Annotated in this window: 17 protein-coding genes; 7 read left to right on the plus strand and 10 right to left on the minus strand. The window is 59.4% G+C overall.

What is annotated here, in order from left to right:
• Window positions 1-3: 3 nt before the first annotated feature.
• The 4 genes from MT962_RS19840 to MT962_RS19855 form a co-directional block, all read right to left on the minus strand.
• Window positions 4-2,127: an alpha-galactosidase gene (locus MT962_RS19840; RefSeq protein ID WP_247366290.1), complete on the minus strand. Its 2,124-nt coding sequence runs from the start codon at window positions 2,125-2,127 to the stop codon at window positions 4-6.
• Between the two features lie 117 nt (window positions 2,128-2,244).
• The gene (locus MT962_RS19845; RefSeq protein ID WP_247366291.1) at window positions 2,245-3,252 is read right to left on the minus strand and encodes a substrate-binding domain-containing protein; all 1,008 of its coding nucleotides are present in this window, start codon (window positions 3,250-3,252) and stop codon (window positions 2,245-2,247) included.
• Between the two features lie 105 nt (window positions 3,253-3,357).
• Window positions 3,358-3,567 carry a YdgH/BhsA/McbA-like domain containing protein gene (locus MT962_RS19850; RefSeq protein WP_024556772.1) on the minus strand — a complete coding sequence of 70 codons (210 nt, stop codon included), beginning with the start codon at window positions 3,565-3,567 and terminating at the stop codon, window positions 3,358-3,360.
• Between the two features lie 134 nt (window positions 3,568-3,701).
• Entirely contained in the window at window positions 3,702-4,250 is a 549-nt protein-coding gene (locus MT962_RS19855; RefSeq protein WP_247366292.1) for an XRE family transcriptional regulator, read from the minus strand.
• Window positions 4,251-4,355: 105 nt separating this feature from the next.
• On the opposite strand from MT962_RS19855, the gene MT962_RS19860 reads away from it, so the two are divergent.
• Window positions 4,356-5,015: an AzlC family ABC transporter permease gene (locus MT962_RS19860; protein ID WP_247366321.1), complete on the plus strand. Its 660-nt coding sequence runs from the start codon at window positions 4,356-4,358 to the stop codon at window positions 5,013-5,015.
• Window positions 5,015-5,338: an AzlD domain-containing protein gene (locus MT962_RS19865; protein WP_024560316.1), complete on the plus strand. Its 324-nt coding sequence runs from the start codon at window positions 5,015-5,017 to the stop codon at window positions 5,336-5,338. The genes MT962_RS19860 and MT962_RS19865 overlap by 1 nt, the downstream gene beginning before the upstream one ends.
• Before the next feature lie 37 nt (window positions 5,339-5,375).
• Here the strand turns inward: MT962_RS19865 and MT962_RS19870 are convergent, their stop codons facing one another.
• On the minus strand, window positions 5,376-5,585 hold the full coding sequence (locus tag MT962_RS19870; protein WP_024556772.1) for a YdgH/BhsA/McbA-like domain containing protein: 210 nt from the start codon (window positions 5,583-5,585) through the stop codon (window positions 5,376-5,378).
• 127 nt (window positions 5,586-5,712) lie between these two features.
• Window positions 5,713-6,537 carry a formate dehydrogenase accessory sulfurtransferase FdhD gene (gene fdhD, locus MT962_RS19875; protein ID WP_247366293.1) on the minus strand — a complete coding sequence of 275 codons (825 nt, stop codon included), beginning with the start codon at window positions 6,535-6,537 and terminating at the stop codon, window positions 5,713-5,715.
• 166 nt (window positions 6,538-6,703) lie between these two features.
• On the opposite strand from fdhD, the gene fdnG reads away from it, so the two are divergent.
• From fdnG to fdhE, 4 genes are read left to right on the plus strand one after another with little or no spacing between them, the layout of a single operon-like run.
• Window positions 6,704-9,754 carry a formate dehydrogenase-N subunit alpha gene (fdnG, locus tag MT962_RS19880; protein WP_247366294.1) on the plus strand — a complete coding sequence of 1,017 codons (3,051 nt, stop codon included), beginning with the start codon at window positions 6,704-6,706 and terminating at the stop codon, window positions 9,752-9,754.
• A gap of 12 nt (window positions 9,755-9,766) precedes the next feature.
• Window positions 9,767-10,672, plus strand: a complete 906-nt coding sequence (gene fdxH / locus MT962_RS19885; RefSeq protein ID WP_024556776.1) for a formate dehydrogenase subunit beta — start codon at window positions 9,767-9,769, stop codon at window positions 10,670-10,672.
• Window positions 10,669-11,304: a formate dehydrogenase cytochrome b556 subunit gene (gene fdoI, locus MT962_RS19890; RefSeq protein WP_024552140.1), complete on the plus strand. Its 636-nt coding sequence runs from the start codon at window positions 10,669-10,671 to the stop codon at window positions 11,302-11,304. The genes fdxH and fdoI overlap by 4 nt, the downstream gene beginning before the upstream one ends.
• A complete protein-coding gene (gene fdhE, locus MT962_RS19895) occupies window positions 11,301-12,230 on the plus strand; it encodes a formate dehydrogenase accessory protein FdhE (protein WP_024556777.1) in 930 nt (309 codons plus the stop codon). Before fdoI ends, fdhE begins: the two co-directional genes overlap by 4 nt.
• Window positions 12,231-12,268: 38 nt before the next feature.
• Here the strand turns inward: fdhE and MT962_RS19900 are convergent, their stop codons facing one another.
• Together MT962_RS19900 and MT962_RS19905 are read right to left on the minus strand one after the other, a co-directional pair.
• Window positions 12,269-12,643 (minus strand): type II toxin-antitoxin system VapC family toxin, encoded by a 375-nt coding sequence (locus MT962_RS19900; RefSeq protein ID WP_024556778.1) that lies wholly within the window; start codon window positions 12,641-12,643, stop codon window positions 12,269-12,271.
• 3 nt (window positions 12,644-12,646) lie between these two features.
• On the minus strand, window positions 12,647-12,889 hold the full coding sequence (locus tag MT962_RS19905) for a CopG family transcriptional regulator (protein ID WP_029696883.1): 243 nt from the start codon (window positions 12,887-12,889) through the stop codon (window positions 12,647-12,649).
• 213 nt (window positions 12,890-13,102) lie between these two features.
• On the opposite strand from MT962_RS19905, the gene MT962_RS19910 reads away from it, so the two are divergent.
• Entirely contained in the window at window positions 13,103-14,014 is a 912-nt protein-coding gene (locus tag MT962_RS19910; RefSeq protein ID WP_247366295.1) for an alpha/beta hydrolase, read from the plus strand.
• 251 nt (window positions 14,015-14,265) lie between these two features.
• On the opposite strand, the gene yicI is transcribed toward MT962_RS19910, so the two are convergent.
• Both yicI and MT962_RS19920 read right to left on the minus strand, forming a co-directional pair.
• A complete protein-coding gene (gene yicI / locus MT962_RS19915) occupies window positions 14,266-16,590 on the minus strand; it encodes an alpha-xylosidase (protein ID WP_024560312.1) in 2,325 nt (774 codons plus the stop codon).
• A 3-nt stretch (window positions 16,591-16,593) separates the two neighbouring features.
• Window positions 16,594-17,997, minus strand: coding sequence for a glycoside-pentoside-hexuronide family transporter (locus MT962_RS19920; protein WP_247366296.1), 1,404 nt, complete (start codon window positions 17,995-17,997; stop codon window positions 16,594-16,596).
• Window positions 17,998-18,142 lie beyond the last annotated feature (145 nt).

Genomic DNA, 18,142 nt, shown 5'->3' on the forward strand with positions numbered 1-18,142 from the left:
CCATCACACGCGTTCAAAAGCAATCAGAATGGCGCTTTCCGGGTCGAGCACCGGCAGCTGCAACCCTGCCTGCGCCAGCCATTCCCCCGTCGCGCTCAGCGGCTCGTTCATCCAGCCTGGCAGCTTGCGCATGGTATGTCCTCCTTCGCCGGTAATGGCGATATTCGGGTGATCCACCAACCGCACCTGATAACGCGCGTCCGGCGCAAGCCCCGGCACGCGAAGCGCGCCCGGCAGGGTGTAATCCGGCATCGTCAACTGGCTGACCAAAAACAGCCCCTGTCGCTTGTCCTGACTGACCACGCCCTGCGCCTGGGTGGACGCCTCCGGCATCTCCACGCGCCACAGGTCGCCGGTATGGATAAGCTCGCGCCACTGTTTATAAAGCGCAGCGTAGCGTTGATAGCCCGCCTGCTCTTCGGCATCCGCTGTGACCGGGTCCAGCTCCAGCCCCATATGGCCGAACAGCGCGGTAAGGCCGCGAAATTCAATGCTGTGCTGGCGGAAGGTCGCATGGCAGCGGCGGTTGCCGATGTGCGCGCCCATCACCTCCGGCGGGAAGAAATAGCTCATGCCGCGCTGAATGGCGCTGCGCTCCAGCGCATCGTTGTTATCCGAGGCCCAGAAGCGGTGGCTGCGGGCCAGCACTTCGTAATCGATGCGTCCGCCTCCGGAGGCGCAGGACTCAAACTCAATATGCGGGAAGCGGTTGCGCAGCGTATCGAGCAGGCGGTAGAACTGGCGCGTCTGCGCATCCGCCGCCGCCCGGCCCTCGTGCCCCGGCTGCACCAGCTCGCGGTTCATATCCCATTTCACATAATCCACCGGGTGCTCGCCGAGCAGCCAGCTCATGCGCGCCAGCAGGTAGTCAAACGCGTCGGGGATGTTCAGGTTGAGCACCCACTGGTGGCGTCCGGTGGTTTTCGGGTAGCCCGGCAGCGCCAGCACCCAGTCCGGGTGCGCCCGGTAAAGGTCGGAATCGGGGTTTATCATCTCCGGCTCCACCCAGATGCCGAACTCCATACCCAGCGCTTTAACGTGGTTGATCACCGGCATCAGCCCGTTCGGGTATTTCTGCTCGTCGAGATACCAGTCGCCGAGCGCCGCGTGGTCGTCGTTGCGGCCTTTAAACCAGCCGTCGTCGATGATAAAGCGCTCTACGCCAAGCGACGCAGCCTGGGTCGCCATCTGCATGATGTATTCAGGCTGATGATCGAAGTAAATCCCCTCCCAGGTGTTGAGATGCACCGGGCGCGGCTTGTTGTCAGGAAAGCGAATAACTTCGTCGCGCAGAAAACGGTGGAACTGCTGGCTCATGCCGTTCAGCCCGTGCGTCGAGTGGCTGGCGTAAAGCCACGGCGTGTGCAGGGTTTCGCCCTCTTCCAGCGCGATTTCGCCCGGCAGATAAAGCGCTTCGGCCTGCAGGTAGCGGCGGCCGTCGGTTTTCACTTCGCACTTCAGCCGGTGGTTGCCGCTCCAGCCGAGATGCACGCCCCACACCTCGCCGTGCTGCTCGCCGAAGCTCTGCGTCCCGGCGATTAACGCCGGGAAATGCTCGTGAGAGGTGCGCCCACGGCGGTTTTCCAGCACGAAGCCGTCGTGGCTTAGCGTTACGCGGTGCGGCTGGAACTCGCGGATCCAGCGGCCATGAAAGGCCATCACCTCAAAGGCGCGCTCCGCTACCGGCAGCGTGACGGCGAACCGGTTAACCTGCCAGGCGCCGGCGCGCAGGTTAGTCAGGCCGTGACGCACTTTCAGCACGCCGCTTGTCGTCAACACCAGTTCGCTTTGCAGCCGCAGGCCTGCGCTGGCGTCTTCACTGAAAATTATCAGCGTCTCGCCCTGCTGGCGGACCTCCACAGTGGTGAACACCGGCGAGCCATCCAGCCCGTTGCGGTGCCCTTCAATGCCCGGCGAGCCGAAAAGCCCGTGGCCCAGCTCCGCCATCAGCGTGACGGGCGAATCAACATCAAGCCGCCCGTTAGCCACCGGACGCAGCAAACTGCCGCAATCCTGCGGCGAAAAGTGGGCAAGATGCGGCCCCCAATAGACAATTTCTGCAAACGGCTGCGTTTTAACAACAATATCGGTAACGGTGCTGGTCAGGCGGTGGAAGTTCGTTTCCATAAAGCATCTCCGGTTTCAGGTATGCTTTTACTGTTGATCCGAAACGTTTCGGATGCCAACCAAAACGTTTCGGTTATGTGATCGCGCCGGGATTTTACGGGTTAACGCAGTATGGGGTCATGCCGGAGCATGCAGGGTGGAGCCAGGAAGAAAATCGGGCTGCCAGAGCACCTGAAGCCGCTCTGGCGGTTCGCCGGCGATAAGACGCTGGACCATATCGGCTATCTGGCGGCCAACGCCTTCGCGGGTGGACTGGATAACCGCCGCCACGTCGGTTTCCACAATGCTGTCCGGCGGCAGACCGTCGTAAACCACCAGCGAAACCGCGTGTTCGCCATGCAGGCGGTTGCGCGTTTGCAGCGCCATCGCCGCGCCGTCGCCGAGCGAGTTGCAGTCAGTGATAATAGCCGTGGGCGGTGCAGGCAGCGCCAGCAGATCGAGCGTGGCTTTATAGCCCGCGCGACGGGTGGGCGGCAGCATTCGCAGCCCGCTTTCATCGAGCTGACGGCTTCGCAGGGCGTCGCGCCAGCCTTCACGGCGCTGGGTGATAAAAGCCTGGGTGTTATTTTCGCCAAGCATGGCGATGCGCCGGTGGCCGAGAGAAATCAACCGCTGCGTGGCCTGATAAGTGCCGGCATAGTTGTCGAAATCAAACCAGGCGTAAGGACGGGAAAGCCGACTGCGGCCCAGCGCTAAAAAGGGGAAGCGGGCTGACTGGAGCTCCTGCAAACGCGGGTCGTCATCCAGCGTGTGCGCCACGATAAGCGCGTCCACGCGGCGGCTTTGCACCAGCCGCATATAGCTGTGGCTGTCAGCGAGGTCGTCATCGGCGATAAGCAGCAAATCCACTTCGTGCTGCGCCAGCTCGCGGCTTATCTCTCCCACCATCTCCATGAAGACGCTGTTATTAAGCGGCGCCGGATGCACCGGAAAAACCAGCCCCACGGCGTCGATTTTGCCCATTTTCAGGCGCCGGGCGAAGGTGTTGGGCCGGTAGCCGCGCCGCTGCGCCTCTGCCTCCACGCGACCCCGGGTCTCTTTTGAAACATCGTCATAGCCGTTCAGCGCACGGCTGACGGTGGTTACAGAGAGTCCGAGTTCTTTGGCGATGGCTTTAAGCGACATACGATTGCGCGTCCGTGATGAAAACCCGGTTAGTTTCGCCTATCGCCTTTATGGAGTCCATAAAACAAAAAAAGCGCCCGCAGGCGCTCTTTCGACAGTTTTTGCTTATTTGCTCAGTTCAGCGGTCATGTGAACCTGGTTGCCGCTGAACGCTTCGGTGATGCGGTAAGACGCGCCGGCATCTTTGGCTTTGGCGGCGATTTGCGCTTCAGCGCCAGAGAGCGTGGTGTCGGTGGCGGTCACGGTCTGAGAAGCGAAAGCGCCGAAAGCAGAAGAGAGCGCAACAACAGCAACAAAAGTTTTGATAGTGTTCATGGTGTAAATCCTTCAGTGAGTTTGTTCAGGGAGAAGGCTGCTTGCCTTCGATGTGTGTAATAGTAGACCTGTACTCGCTGAACAAAAAGCGGAAGGATTTGCCGTAATAAATCAAAATTTTTGAATTAAGAAAATCAGTTCTGCTCCGCCACTAAAATCGCCTCGGTATCCGGCTCCAGCGCGCGGAAAATATGCGCCTGATCGGCCGGATAACAGATGTAATCCCCGGCGCTCAGTTCTTCCGGCGCATCCGTCAGCCCCACCAACGCCCGACCGCGCGTCACGATAATATGCTCAACGGAACCGGCGGGATGCGGATGCGAAAGCCGTTCGCCGCCCGGCTGGGTCAGCAGCAGATAGATATCGCGCCGCGCTCCCGGTGGGCAGGTGGCGAGCAGAATCGCTTTATATTCCGCCAGCTCCGCGGCAACCGCAGGCCCTTCGCCACGGCGGATCACCTGCGTTTTCGCACTCTGCGGCTCCATCAATCGCGCAAAGGGAATATCCAGCGCCACGCACAGCGCCCAGAGCGTTTCAAGGCTGGGGTTACCGTTGCCGCTTTCAAGCTGGGAAAGGGTCGATTTGGCGATGCCCGCGCGGCGGGCTACTTCCGCCAGCGAAAGCCCGGAGCGGGTTCGCTCGCGCACCAGGCTTTTGGCGATTACGCTTATCGGCTGCGTCATGTCATGCTCCAGCGTTCGTTAAAAAGAACAATCGTTCGCCTTGAAAAACGAACCTGAGATGTTCATTATAATGGTCATTCGTTCATTATGGCTGAAAAAAGTATGTTGATACATCGCTTCTCGTGCCTGAAAGGCGACATTATAAGGGCTATTTTGCTGGTCTGTCTGGCGGTCGGCGTTGTGGGCGTTTCCTACGGTACGCTGGCGATGGCGTACGGCTTTGCGCTATGGGTGCCGCTGCTGTTATCCCTCTCGGTGCTGGCGGGCGCGTCGGAATTCATTTTTATCGGCATCGTGGCGAGCGGCGGCAGTCCGCTGGCGGCCGCGGCGGCGGGTTTGCTGGTGAATGCGCGCCATTTGCCGTTCGGCATAACGGTACGCGACCTGGTGGGTCAGGGCGCGGCGCGGCTGCTGGGTTCACACATTATGAATGACGAAAGCGTGGTGTTCGGTTTATCGCAATCTACCCCGGAAACCCGCAAAGCCGCCTACTGGCTGTGCGGACTTGGCGTCGCGCTCTTCTGGCCGCTTGGGGTCATTATCGGCGTTGCTGTAGGCAAGCTGCTGCCCGCGCCGGAAACTATCGGCCTGGATGCGGTCTTCCCGGCGGTTCTGCTGGCGCTGGTGTTGCCTGCGCTGAAGAAAAAAACCACGCTTATCCGCGCCGGCAGCGGCGCGGCAATCTCGCTTGCCGCCGTGCCGTTTGCGCCAGTGGGGCTGCCGGTGCTGCTCTCTTTAGCCGGTCTACTGACGAGGAAGAAATAATGGCCAGCACAGGGTTCATTCTTACCGGGATAGCCGTGCTCTCTGTCGGCACTTATCTGATGCGCTTTGGCGGCGCCAGGCTTGGCAACAAGCTCGCGCTCTCTGAACGCGCTCAGGCGCTGCTCTCCGATGCCGCCACGACGTTGTTATTCGCCGTGGCGCTGGCGGCCACCTTTTACGAAGGGGAAACGTTCGCGGGCATGGCGCGGGTGCTGGGGGTGGCGTTTGCGCTGTTTCTGGCCTGGCGTAAAGCGCCGTTGATTGTGGTGATTATCGCGGCGGCAGTGGTCACTGCGCTGCTGCGTCTGGCAGGCATAAACTAAAAAAGCGCCCGCAGGCGCTCTTTCGACAGGTTTTTGCTTATTTGCTCAGTTCAGCGGTCATGTGAACCTGGTTGCCGCTGAACGCTTCGGTGATGCGGTAAGACGCGCCGGCATCCTTGGCTTTGGCGGCGATTTGCGCTTCAGCGCCAGAGAGCGTGGTGTCGGTTGCGGTCACGGTCTGAGAAGCGAAAGCGCCGAAAGCAGAAGAGAGCGCAACAACAGCAACAAAAGTTTTGATAGTGTTCATGGTATAAATCCTTCAGTGAGTTTGTTCAGGGAGAAGGCTGTTTGCCTTCGATGTGTGTAATAGTAGACCTGCAAACACTGAACAAAAAGCGGAAGGATTTGCCGAAATAAGTCAAAATTTTTGAATACTATATAAGCCGCTGCGGATGGGTATAGATGGTCGCCCTTCCCGGTTTGGCGAAGCCCACCAGCGTCAGATTGCAGCGCTCGGCTACCTCAACGGCAAGCGTTGTGGCGGCGGAAACGGCAAATAAGATCTCAACGCCGCACATGGCGGATTTCTGCACCATCTCATAGCTGGCCCGGCTGGAAACCATCGCCGCGCCTTCGCGCCACCCTTCCCGCGCCCGACGGCCCAGCAGCTTGTCCAGCGCCACGTGGCGGCCGATATCTTCATGCCCGCCCGGCACCGCGCCGTCAGCGTTTATCCAGGCCGCCGCGTGCGTGCAGCCGGTAAGCTGGCCTACGGGCTGAAAATCATTTAGCTGGCGCAGCGCGTTGTCGAGAAGGGAAAGCGGGAAAGTTTGCGTGAAAGGCAGCGGCGCGACCGGACGGCCTATCTCGTTAAGTTGCTCCACGCCGCAGACGCCGCAGCCCGTGCGGCCCGCCATCGCCCGGCGGCGTTCCTTCAGCCCCATAAAGCGGCGGCTGGAGAGCTCTATCTGCACTTCGATACCGTTACAGCCTTTCTCCACATCCATGCCGTAGATTTCCTGTGAAGATTCGATAATCCCTTCCGATAAAGAGAAACCTAAGGCGAAAAGCTCAAGGTCTTTTGGCGAGGCCATCATGACCACGTGCGAAATGCCGTTATAAACCAGCGCCACCGGCACTTCTTCAGCGAGCCAGTCGGGCTGCGCCTGCGTCAGATCGTCGCGCTTCCACAGCGAACGCTCTGCCGCTGCGGTGATCGCCGTCACGTTTCGTAACAGTTTCGGGTGATTCTTATTCACTTTTATTTAACCGCCTGGAACAGCCTTAGCAACATTATGGTATCCTGTCGCCTCCCTTCCCTCCCTGACCGGAGGGACGAGCACGATTGTGAACCTTTGCGGGGGCATCCGCAAAATAAAAAATCCACAAATACAATAGTGACAATGTCGAAACAAGGAGCGACCCATGCAGGTCAGCAGAAGGCAGTTCTTTAAGATCTGCGCTGGCGGTATGGCAGGCACCACGGCAGCTGCGCTGGGCTTTGCCCCAGGCGTCGCGCTGGCGGAGACGCGGCAGTATAAACTGCTGCGCACCCGCGAAACCCGTAATACCTGTACGTACTGTTCCGTCGGCTGTGGGCTGTTGATGTACAGCTTAGGCGACGGCGCGAAAAACGCGAAATCTTCCATTTTTCACATCGAAGGCGACCCGGACCATCCGGTAAACCGCGGGGCGCTTTGCCCGAAAGGCGCAGGCCTTGTGGATTTCATCCACTCCGAAAGCCGCCTGAAGTACCCGGAATACCGCGCCCCTGGCTCGGATAAATTCCAGCGCATCAGTTGGGAAGAGGCGTTCGATCGCATCGCTAAACTGATGAAAGAAGACCGCGACGCCAACTTCATCGCGAAGAACGCCGAAGGCACCACCGTCAACCGCTGGCTCTCCACCGGTATGCTGTGCGCCTCCGCCTCCAGTAACGAAACCGGCTATTTATCGCAGAAATTTACCCGCGCACTCGGCATGTTAGCCGTCGACAACCAGGCGCGTGTCTGACACGGACCAACGGTAGCAAGTCTTGCTCCAACATTTGGTCGCGGTGCGATGACCAACCACTGGGTCGACATTAAAAACGCCAACCTTGTCGTCGTGATGGGCGGGAATGCGGCAGAAGCGCATCCGGTCGGGTTCCGCTGGGCGATGGAAGCCAAAATCCACAACGGCGCGAAGCTGATTGTTATCGATCCGCGTTTTACGCGTACGGCATCGGTTGCGGATTTCTATACGCCGATCCGTTCCGGCACCGACATCGCTTTCCTGTCGGGCGTCCTGCTGTATCTGATGACCAACAACAAAGTTAACCGCGAATATGTCGAGGCCTACACCAACGCCAGCCTGATCGTGCGTGAAGATTTCGGCTTCGAAGACGGCCTGTTCACTGGCTATGACGCGGAAAACCGTAAGTACGACAAAACCACCTGGAACTACGAACTGGATGAGAACGGCTACGCGAAACGCGACGCCACCCTCACCCATCCGCGTTGCGTGTGGAACATGCTGAAAACCCACGTTTCCCGCTACACGCCGGAAACCGTGTCGGATATCTGCGGTACGCCGAAAGAAGATTTCCTGAAAGTCTGCGAGCTTATCGCCGAAACCAGCGCGCACGATAAAACCGCGTCGTTCCTCTACGCGCTCGGCTGGACGCAGCACTCCATCGGCGCCCAGAACATCCGCACCATGGCGATGGTCCAGCTGCTGCTCGGCAACATGGGCATGGCGGGCGGCGGCGTGAACGCGTTGCGCGGCCATTCCAACATCCAGGGTCTGACCGACCTCGGCCTGCTGACGCAGAGCCTGCCGGGTTATATGACGCTGCCAAGCGAGAAACAGGCCGATCTTCAGACCTATCTCGCCGGCAATACGCCGAAGCCGCTGCAGGAAGGCCAGGTTAACTACTGGAGCAACTACCCGAAATTCTTCGTGTCGATGATGAAAGCCTTCTTTGGCGACAAAGCGACAGCCGAGAACAACTGGGGCTTTGACTGGCTGCCGAAGTGGGACAAGGGCTACGACGTCCTGCAGTATTTCGAAATGATGAGCCAGGGCAAGGTGAACGGCTATATCTGCCAGGGCTTTAACCCGGTGGCGTCGTTCCCGAACAAAAACAAAGTGGTCGCTGCGCTCTCGAAGCTGAAGTTCCTGGTGACCATCGACCCGCTCAACACCGAAACGGCGACCTTCTGGCAAAACCACGGCGAGCAGAACGACGTGGATACCGCGAGCATTCAGACCGAAGTGTTCCGCCTGCCCTCCACCTGCTTCGCCGAAGAGAACGGTTCTATCGTTAACTCCGGCCGCTGGCTGCAGTGGCACTGGAAAGGTCAGGACGCGCCGGGCGAAGCGCTGAACGACGGCGAAATCCTGGCCGGCATCTTCCTGCGCCTGCGCAAGATGTACGCCGAACAGGGCGGCGCGACGCCGGAGCCGGTGCTGAACATGAGCTGGAACTACTCCACGCCGGAGAACCCGTCGCCGGAAGAAGTGGCGATGGAGAGCAACGGCAAGGCGCTCGAAGACATCATCGACCCGGTCACCGGCAACGTGCTGGCGAAAAAAGGCAATCAGCTCGCCTCCTTCGCGCATCTGCGCGATGACGGCACGACGTCGAGCGGCTGCTGGATCTTCGCCGGCAGCTGGACGCCAGACGGCAACCAGATGGCGCGCCGCGACAACGCCGACCCGTCAGGCCTTGGCAATACGCTGGGCTGGGCATGGGCGTGGCCGTTGAACCGCCGTATCCTCTATAACCGCGCCTCGGCGGACCCGCAGGGCAAACCGTGGGATCCGAAACGCCAGCTACTCAGCTACGCCAACGGTAAGTGGGTCGGAGCGGATATTCCGGATTACAACACGGCGCCTCCGGGCAGCAACGTCGGGCCGTTTATCATGCTGCAGGAGGGCGTGGGCCGCCTGTTCGCCATCGACAAAATGGCGGAAGGGCCGTTCCCGGAGCACTACGAGCCGTTTGAAACGCCTATCGGCACCAACCCGCTGCACCCGAACGTTATCTCCAACCCGGCGGCGCGCATTTTCAAAGACGATGCGGCAGCGCTGGGCAAGTCGGATAAGTTCCCGTACGTAGGTACGACTTACCGCCTGACGGAGCACTTCCACTACTGGACCAAGCATGCGCTGCTGAACGCCATCGCACAGCCGGAGCAGTTTGTGGAAATCGGCGAGAAGCTGGCCGGCAAGCTCGGCATCGCGCAGGGCGATACGGTGAAAGTCTCTTCCAACCGCGGCTACATCAAAGCCAAGGCGGTGGTGACCAAGCGCATTCGCACGCTGAACGTCCACGGTAAGGAAGTCGATACCATCGGTATTCCTATCCACTGGGGTTACGAAGGCGTGGCGAAGAAAGGCTTTATCGCCAACACGCTGACGCCGTTTGTGGGCGATGCGAACACTCAGACGCCGGAATTTAAGGCGTTCCTGGTGAACGTGGAAAAGGTGTAACGGAGACGACTCATGGCTTATCAATCACAAGACATTATCCGTCGTTCCGCGACTAACGGTTTCACCCCCGCGCCTCAGGCGCGGGATCACCAGCAGGAAGTGGCGAAGCTTATCGACGTAACCACCTGCATCGGCTGTAAAGCCTGTCAGGTGGCCTGTTCGGAGTGGAACGATCTGCGTGACGAGGTGGGGCATAACGTCGGGGTGTATGACAACCCGGCGGACCTGACCGCCAAGTCCTGGACCGTGATGCGCTTCTCGGAAGTAGAGCAGAACGACAAACTCGAATGGCTCATCCGCAAGGATGGCTGCATGCACTGCGCCGACCCGGGCTGCCTTAAGGCGTGCCCGTCGGAAGGCGCTATTATTCAGTATGCCAACGGCATCGTCGACTTCCAGTCCGAGCAGTGCATCGGCTGCGGCTATTGCATCGCAGGCTGCCCGTTCGACGTTCCGCGCCTGAACCCGGAAGACAACCGCGTCTACAAATGCACCCTGTGCGTAGACCGCGTCACCGTGGGCCAGGAGCCGGCGTGCGTGAAAACCTGTCCGACCGGCGCCATCCACTTTGGCTCCAAAGAGGACATGAAGAACCTCGCAGGCGAGCGCGTGGCGGAACTGAAGACCCGTGGTTACGACAACGCCGGTCTGTACGATCCGGCAGGCGTTGGCGGCACGCACGTGATGTATGTTCTGCATCACGCCGACAAGCCGAATCTCTATCACGGCCTGCCGGAGAACCCGCAGATAAGCGAAGCGGTGAAGTTCTGGAAAGGCATCTGGAAACCGCTTGCCGCCATCGGCTTTGCGGCGACCTTCGCCGCGAGCGTCTTCCACTACGTAGGCGTAGGTCCGAACCGCGCTGACGATGATGAAGACAACCTCCACGACAAGAAAGATGACGAGGTGCGCAAATGAGAAAACGTGACACCATCGTGCGCTATTCGGCGCCCGAGCGCATCAACCACTGGGTCACCGCCTTCTGCTTCGTGCTGGCGGCGGTGAGCGGGCTGGGGTTCTTTTTCCCCTCCTTCAACTGGTTGATGAACATCCTCGGTACGCCGCAGCTGGCGCGCATTCTGCATCCGTTCGTGGGTGTGGTGATGTTTGCTTCATTCATCATCATGTTCTTCCGCTACTGGCACCACAACCTAATCAATCGGGATGATATCTTTTGGGCGAAGAATATTCGTAAGATCGTCGTCAACGAGGAAGTGGGAGACACCGGGCGCTATAACTTCGGCCAGAAATGCGTTTTCTGGGCGGCGATTATTCTGCTCGTGCTGTTGCTGGCAAGCGGCGTCGTGATCTGGCGGCCTTACTTCGCGGCCGCGTTCCCGATCCCGGTTATCCGCATCGCGCTGTTGCTGCATTCATTTGCCGCCGTGGCGTTAATTGTGGTTATTATGGTGCATATTTACGCCGCTCTGTGGGTGAAAGGCACTATCACCGCGATGGTTGAAGGCTGGGTCACCACCACATGGGCGAAGAGACATCACCCGCGTTGGTACCGTGAAGTGCGCGGTAAACAGGAAAAATCGACTGAATGAGTATTCGCATCATCCCGCAAGACCAGCTGGAGAAGAGCGATAAACGCACGGCGGAAGTGATTCCGCCGTTATTGTTCCCCAGACTGAAAAATCTCTATAACCGCCGCGCTGAACGTCTGCGCGAGCTGGCAGAGAAAAACCCGCTGGGCGACTATCTGCGCTTCGCCGCCCTTATCGCTCACGCGCAGGAGGTGGTGCTGTATGACCACCCGCTGCAGATGGACTTAACGGCGCGGATTAAAGAGGCCGCTGAGAAGGGCAAGCCGCCGCTGGATATCCACGTGCTGCCGCGCGACGCGCACTGGCAGAAGCTGCTGCATTCGTTGATTGCCGAGCTGAAGCCGGAGATGAGCGGCCCGGCGCTGGCCGTTATCGAGAATCTCGAAAAAGCCTCCTCGCAGGAGCTGGAAGAGATGGCGACCGCGCTGTTCAACGAAGACTTTGCCACCGTCGGCAGCGACAAAGCCCCGTTTATCTGGGCGGCGCTTTCGCTTTACTGGTCGCAGATGGCGAGCCTCATTCCGGGCAAAGCGCGCGCCGAGTATGGCGAACAGCGCCAGTTCTGCCCGGTCTGCGGCAGCATGCCGGTCTCCAGCATGGTGCACATCGGCTCAAGCCAGGGGCTGCGCTACCTGCACTGCAACCTGTGCGAAACCGAGTGGCACGTGGTGCGCGTGAAGTGCAGCAACTGCGAGCAAACCCGCGATCTCAACTACTGGTCGCTTGAGAGCGAACAGGCGGCGGTAAAAGCGGAAAGCTGCGGCGACTGCGGCACCTACCTGAAAATTCTTTATCAGGAAAAGGACCCGAAAGTGGAGCCGGTAGCGGACGACCTCGCCTCGCTGGTGCTGGACGCGCGCATGGAGCAGGAGGGCTTCGCCCGCAGCTCCATCAACCCGTTCCTGTTCCCGGGCGAAGGGGAGTAAATTTCCCTGCGTTTTCCCGTCCCCTTACCGGGGGCGGGTTATTGCAGCGAATAGGGTATGGTTACGCCGTTAAGCCCATCGAAATCCTTCACATTGCGGGTCACTAACCGACGCGAATGCACCTGCGCTGTCGCCAGAATGATAGCGTCCGGCAACTTCATCCCATGCTGCTGACGGAGCAACACACTGCGCTCCGCTACTGCAGAGCAGATAGCCAGGATCTCAAACGTATCCAACACCTCGCGAGTCCGCGCTTCCTGATTATGTTTTTTCGCCCCCACCATGATTTCAATCCATGTCATTAGACTAATGGCGCGGTTAACGGGAAAACGAGACAGCGCTTCCTTTGCCTGCGTATGCCCGCTGAAAAGGTCGATTAAGATATTGGTGTCGAATACCGCCAGTCCTTCCATGGCTTACCACTCCTCACGCAGCTTGCGTTCATACTCCAGCCCGTCTTCCGCATTATCGCCCCACAAACCCAGCGCATTTTGCACAACGTCCTGATTCTGCCTGTCGAGATATTGCTCTACTGCTTCCCTCAGCAACGCTGCCCGCGGCAGCTTGCGACGTTCTTTCAGATGTTCAAGGCGACGAAGCGCATCGTCAGGCAAATCGAGAAGAATACGTCCCATAAAATCCTCAATCAGCATGCTCATATATCACCTTACTATATCATTTTTGATTATTTTTAAAGCGCCAACGGGCAAAAGAATAAGAAGCAATGACGCAAAAGTTAACCCATCGCCAGACCACAATTTCCTTTTTGCGAGATGTTTTCCAGAATCCACACCTGCCAGAAACAGGCAGTTCCCTCCTGCGCCCAGCCAGGCTATAACTCTGTATAGATATACAGTTTCAGGGAGAGCGAGATGGCGCTTGAAAAAGGCATTGCGGCGATGGTGGAGGGCTTCATTACCGCAGGAAGGCCGTCGGTGCGCAACCAGACCTTCGCCGAGCGGCGAGCGGGTTATATCGCCAGCGCCTCGCTTGCCGGCGAGACGGAGCAGCGGGTTGAGGTGAAAGAGGCGGAGCTGGAAGGTCTGCGGCTGCGGATCTTCTCTCCTTTGCATGCCGCAGGCGCGCTGCCGACGGTAATTTACTATCACGGCGGCTGTTTCGTCAGCGGCGGGTTTGAAACCCATGACAACCCGCTGCGCCAGCTCGCCTTCTACAGCGGTTGCCGGGTGATTGCCGTGCAGTACCGGCTGGCCCCGGAGCACCGGTACCCGGCGGCGCACGACGACGCGGAACGCGCCGCCATTCTTATCCGGCAGCATGCCGCTGCGCTGGGCGTGGACGTTTCAGCCATTACGCTTGCAGGCGACAGCGCGGGCGGACATATCGCGCTGGTGACCGCGCTGCGCCTGAAAGCGCACGGCATCTGGCAGCCGGCCCGGCTTTTGCTCATCTACCCGATGCTGGACGCCACGGCCTGGTTTGAAAGCTACACCCGCAACGGGCTTGATTACATCATTACCCGCGAAACGCTGCTTACCGGCTATGAGGCCTACCTGGAAAACACGCCGCGGCAGCACCCGGAAGCCAGCCCCCTCTGGCGGGACGATTTCGCCGGGTTGCCGCCCGTGCATATTGTTACCGCCGAGTTCGACCCTTTGTGCGATGAAGGCGAAGCGCTGTTCGACCGGCTGACGCAGCAGGGCGTTACCTGCACCTCGCAGCGCTGGCAGGGCGTTATTCACGGATTTTTTCAGCTGGGCGGCGTAAGCCAGAGCGCCCGCGATCTCCTGCGCGACCTGGCCTGGCGGGCGCGATTAACGTAGAGAAAGCCGAGTCCGTTATCACTCGTCGGTTTAGCGCAGGGGGAAGACCATCAGGCAGTGGCGCGTTGCTTACCCGCCCTGGGTCAGCAGGCCCGTATTTCCCGGACCAGTAAGCGCAGCGCAAACCACAGGCCCCGCGTTTTCGCTTCAGGCCACGCCGTTTAACCGTGCAGGATGCGTCAGCGCAGCGCCGCCCGGCAGAAGCGCGGCCCTTAAACGAAAACGCCGCCCGCAGGCGGCGCTGTTCTCACTTAAAGCGTCACAGTGAACGACTGCGAGCCGTGCTCCGGCATGAGCACCACGCCCCATTCGCTGCCTGACTGCGCCGCCCCCTGAGCCTCTTCCACCTGATGCACATTACGCAGGCAGAGCGTCCAGCCTGAAGCCTCGCCTTCCCCCCGTACCGTCAGGCGGTTGCCTTCGCGCTTCACGCGCAGCGTAAAGCTGACCGCGCCGTCTGCCGAGGGCACTTCGCATACCGCTTCACGTCCTGCCTCCAGATTAAAGAGCTGGAAAGCCGCGCCTTCGTGCCAGGCATAATCCGGCTTCTGGTCGTTGCTGCCCAGCGCCAGTAACGTGTTATCGCGCACGTAAACCGGCAGGCTGAGGAAATCATGTCGCTGCCTGTGCCAGCGGCTGCCGGTGAGTTCGTCGTTTTGCCACAGATGCGTCCAGCGCCCTTGCGGCAGATAAAACGACACGTCGCCCGCCTCGCTGAACACGGGCGCCACCAACAGCGAATCGCCAAGCATGTACTGACGGTCGAGATAATCGCACGCCGGGTCTTCCGGGTACTCCAGCATCATGGCGCGCATCACCGGCGTGCCGCATTCATGGGCGAGGACGGACTGACGATAGAGATAAGGCATCAGGCGGCACTTAAGCTGCGTAAAGTGACGCACCACATCGCAGGCTTCATCGTCGTAGGCCCATGGCACGCGGTAAGATTTACTGCCGTGCAGGCGGCTATGGCTGGAGAGCAAGCCAAACGCGCACCAGCGTTTGTAAACATGCGCCGGCGCGGTGTTTTCAAACCCGCCGATATCATGGCTCCAGAAGCCAAAGCCAGAGAGCCCGATAGAGAGCCCGCCGCGCAGGCTTTCCGCCATCGACTCATAGTTTGCGTAGCAGTCGCCGCCCCAGTGCACCGGGAACTGCTGCGCGCCCACGGAGGCCGACCGGGCAAACAGCACCGCTTCCGCTTCGCCTACCGTCTCTTTCAGCACGTTCCACACCAGTTCGTTGTAGAGAAAAGCGTAGTGGTTATGCATCTTCTGCGGGTCCGATCCGTCATACCACGCCACGTCGGTGGGGATGCGCTCGCCGAAGTCGGTTTTAAAGCAGTCGACGCCCATATCGACCAAACGCTTAAGATGGCCCGCGTACCAGTCGCACGCCGCCGGGTTGGTAAAATCAACTATTCCCTGCCCCGGTTGCCACTTATCCCACTGCCACACCGCGCCGTTCGGCCGCTTCAGCAGATATCCTTTCTCCATCCCTTCGCGGAACAGCGGTGACTTCTGGCCGATGTACGGGTTTATCCAGACGCAGATTTTTAGCCCTTTCGCCTTCAGGCGCCGGAGCATCCCTTCCGGGTCCGGGAAGGTCGCCGGGTCCCACTCAAAATCACACCATTGAAATGCCTTCATCCAGAAGCAGTCAAAATGGAACACGTGCAGCGGCAGGTTGCGCTCCGCCATGCCGTCGATAAAGCGGTTGACCGTCTCTTCGTCATAATTGGTGGTAAACGACGTGGTGAGCCACAGCCCGAACGACCATGCCGGAGGCAGCGCCGGGCGGCCGGTGAAGCGGGTATAGCGCTCCAGCACCGCCTTTGGCGTGGGGCCGTCAATCACGAAATACTCCAGATATTCTCCTTCCACGCTGAACTGCACTTTGGAGACTTTTTCAGAGCCGATTTCAAAAGAGACGCACTCCGGGTGATTCACCAGTACGCCGTAGCCGCGGTTGGTGAGGTAAAACGGGATATTTTTATAAGCCTGCTCGGTGCTGGTGCCGCCGTCGCGGTTCCAGGTCTCCACCGTCTGGCCGTTACGCACCAGCGCGGTAAAGCGCTCACCAAGACCGTAAACCGTTTCGCCCACGCCGAGATCCAGCCGCTCAAACATATAGTTGCGCGCGCTGTTGCTATCCTGCACATAGCCGTTGTTTTTCACCTGGCTGCCGGTAATACGTTCGCCATTACGCAGAAAATCGAGCGCCCAGCTTTCGCCTTTGGTGACGCGCACGCTCAGATTGCCGCTTTTCAACTCAGCGTAATCCGCGCTGTTTTGCATCTCAACGCGCACATCGGTCAGCACGTTGAGCGGGTAACGCGGGCCGTTATTCACCGCGCCCTGAAAGTGCTCAAGGCGCACGCCGATAACCCCTTCCTGCGGTGAGAAAAAGCGCAGCGTAAAGAGTGGCGTGTCGAGCTGCCAGGCGCGCTCGCGGGCGTCGCGCGGCGCGGCATAGACCACCATTTCGTTGCCGCGCTGCTCCACATCAAACACCTGGATTGGGTGGATAAGCGTTAAGCCCGGTTGAATAAGCCAGTTGCCATCACTGATTTTCATCTCTTACCCCTTCGACTCATTAAATGCTTTACTCACCGGCAGCGTTTCAAACTCCCGCTGATTGTTGTGCGCGCCCTTCGCCAGCTCCGCCAGGATGTTCTTCAGAAACGGTGTCTTCAGCGTGTAGTAACGTTTGGCGACGATGGCGCTCAGCACGTAGCAGATGCCCGGCGCAATGGTGAACAGCGCGACGATGATGCTAAGCGTGGCGCTGTTTTGCGTTTTCGCGGCAGCGTCATAACCGCCGCCCGCCAGCATCCAGCCAATCAGCGCGCCGCCCAGCGCCAGGCCCAGCTTCAGCACGAACAGCGTGCCGGCGAAGCTGATGCCGGTAAGGCGCTTGCCGTTACGCCATTCGCCGTAATCCACGGTGTCCGACATCATCACCCACTGGATGGGCGTAACGAGCTGGTGCAGCACGCCAATCACGAAGATAAAAGCGAACATGGCGACGGTGGCGCTCATCGGCACAAAGAACATGGCGACGCTCAATACCGCCAGGGCAGCGTTGGTCCACCAGAAGACGCTGACTTTGCACTTCCAGTCGGTCAGCGGTTTGGCGAGCGCGCTGCCTATCAGGTTGCCGACGCAGTAAAGCCCGAGAAACCAGGAGAAGAGCGCCGCGTCGCCCATTATCCAGGTGACGTAATACATCATCGCCCCGCCGCGCACGCAGACGGCGAGGATATTCAGGATGGTGAGCAGCCCCACCACGCGCCACTGGTCGTTTTGCAGAATATCGCGCAAGTCTTCACGCATGGTGGAGGTGCTGGGCGGCGCCTCGACGCGCTCTTTGGTGGTGAAAAAGCAGAACGCGAGCATCAGGCACGCGACAAAGGCCAGCACCGCGATGCCGCCCTGAAAGCCGAAGGCTTTGTCGTCGCCGCCAATCAGGTTGACCAGCGGCATCATCAGCACGGTGGAGAGCATGCCGCCCGCCGTCGCCAGCACGAAGCGCCAGGATTGCAGCGAGATGCGCTGCTGCGGGTCGCTGGTGATAACGCCGCCGAGCGCACAGTAAGGGATATTCACCACGGTATACATCACGGTGAGCAGCGTGTAAGTCACGGCGGCGTATACCATCTTGCCGGTCATGCTCAGTTCAGGGGAGCTATAGGCGAAGACGCAAACCACGCCGAAGGGCAGCGCGCCGAACAACACCCATGGGCGGAACTTGCCCCAGCGGCTGCGGGTGCGGTCGGCAATCAGGCCCATTGCCGGGTCGGAGACCGCATCCAGCGCGCGGGCCAACAGGAACATGGTGCCGACAAACCCGGCGGGAATGCCGAAGATGTCGGTATAGAAAAACATCATGTAAAGCATGACATTATCAAAGACGATATGGCTTGCGGCGTCCCCCATGCCGTAGCCGATTTTCTCTTTTACCGATAAGACTTGATCGCTCATTCAGGCCATCCTCATCACGTCAGTGCGGAATTTCGCTTAAGTGGTTTTAGTGCGGAAAAGCGATGCGGGAAATTGTGTTTTCTGGTTATTAACTTACGATTCTTCTTTTCTGTGATCGCGGTAACTCGTTGATGAAACGAGTGAT

It is taken from the genome of Franconibacter sp. IITDAS19 (assembly GCF_023079515.1).
Lineage (GTDB): Bacteria > Pseudomonadota > Gammaproteobacteria > Enterobacterales > Enterobacteriaceae > Franconibacter > Franconibacter pulveris.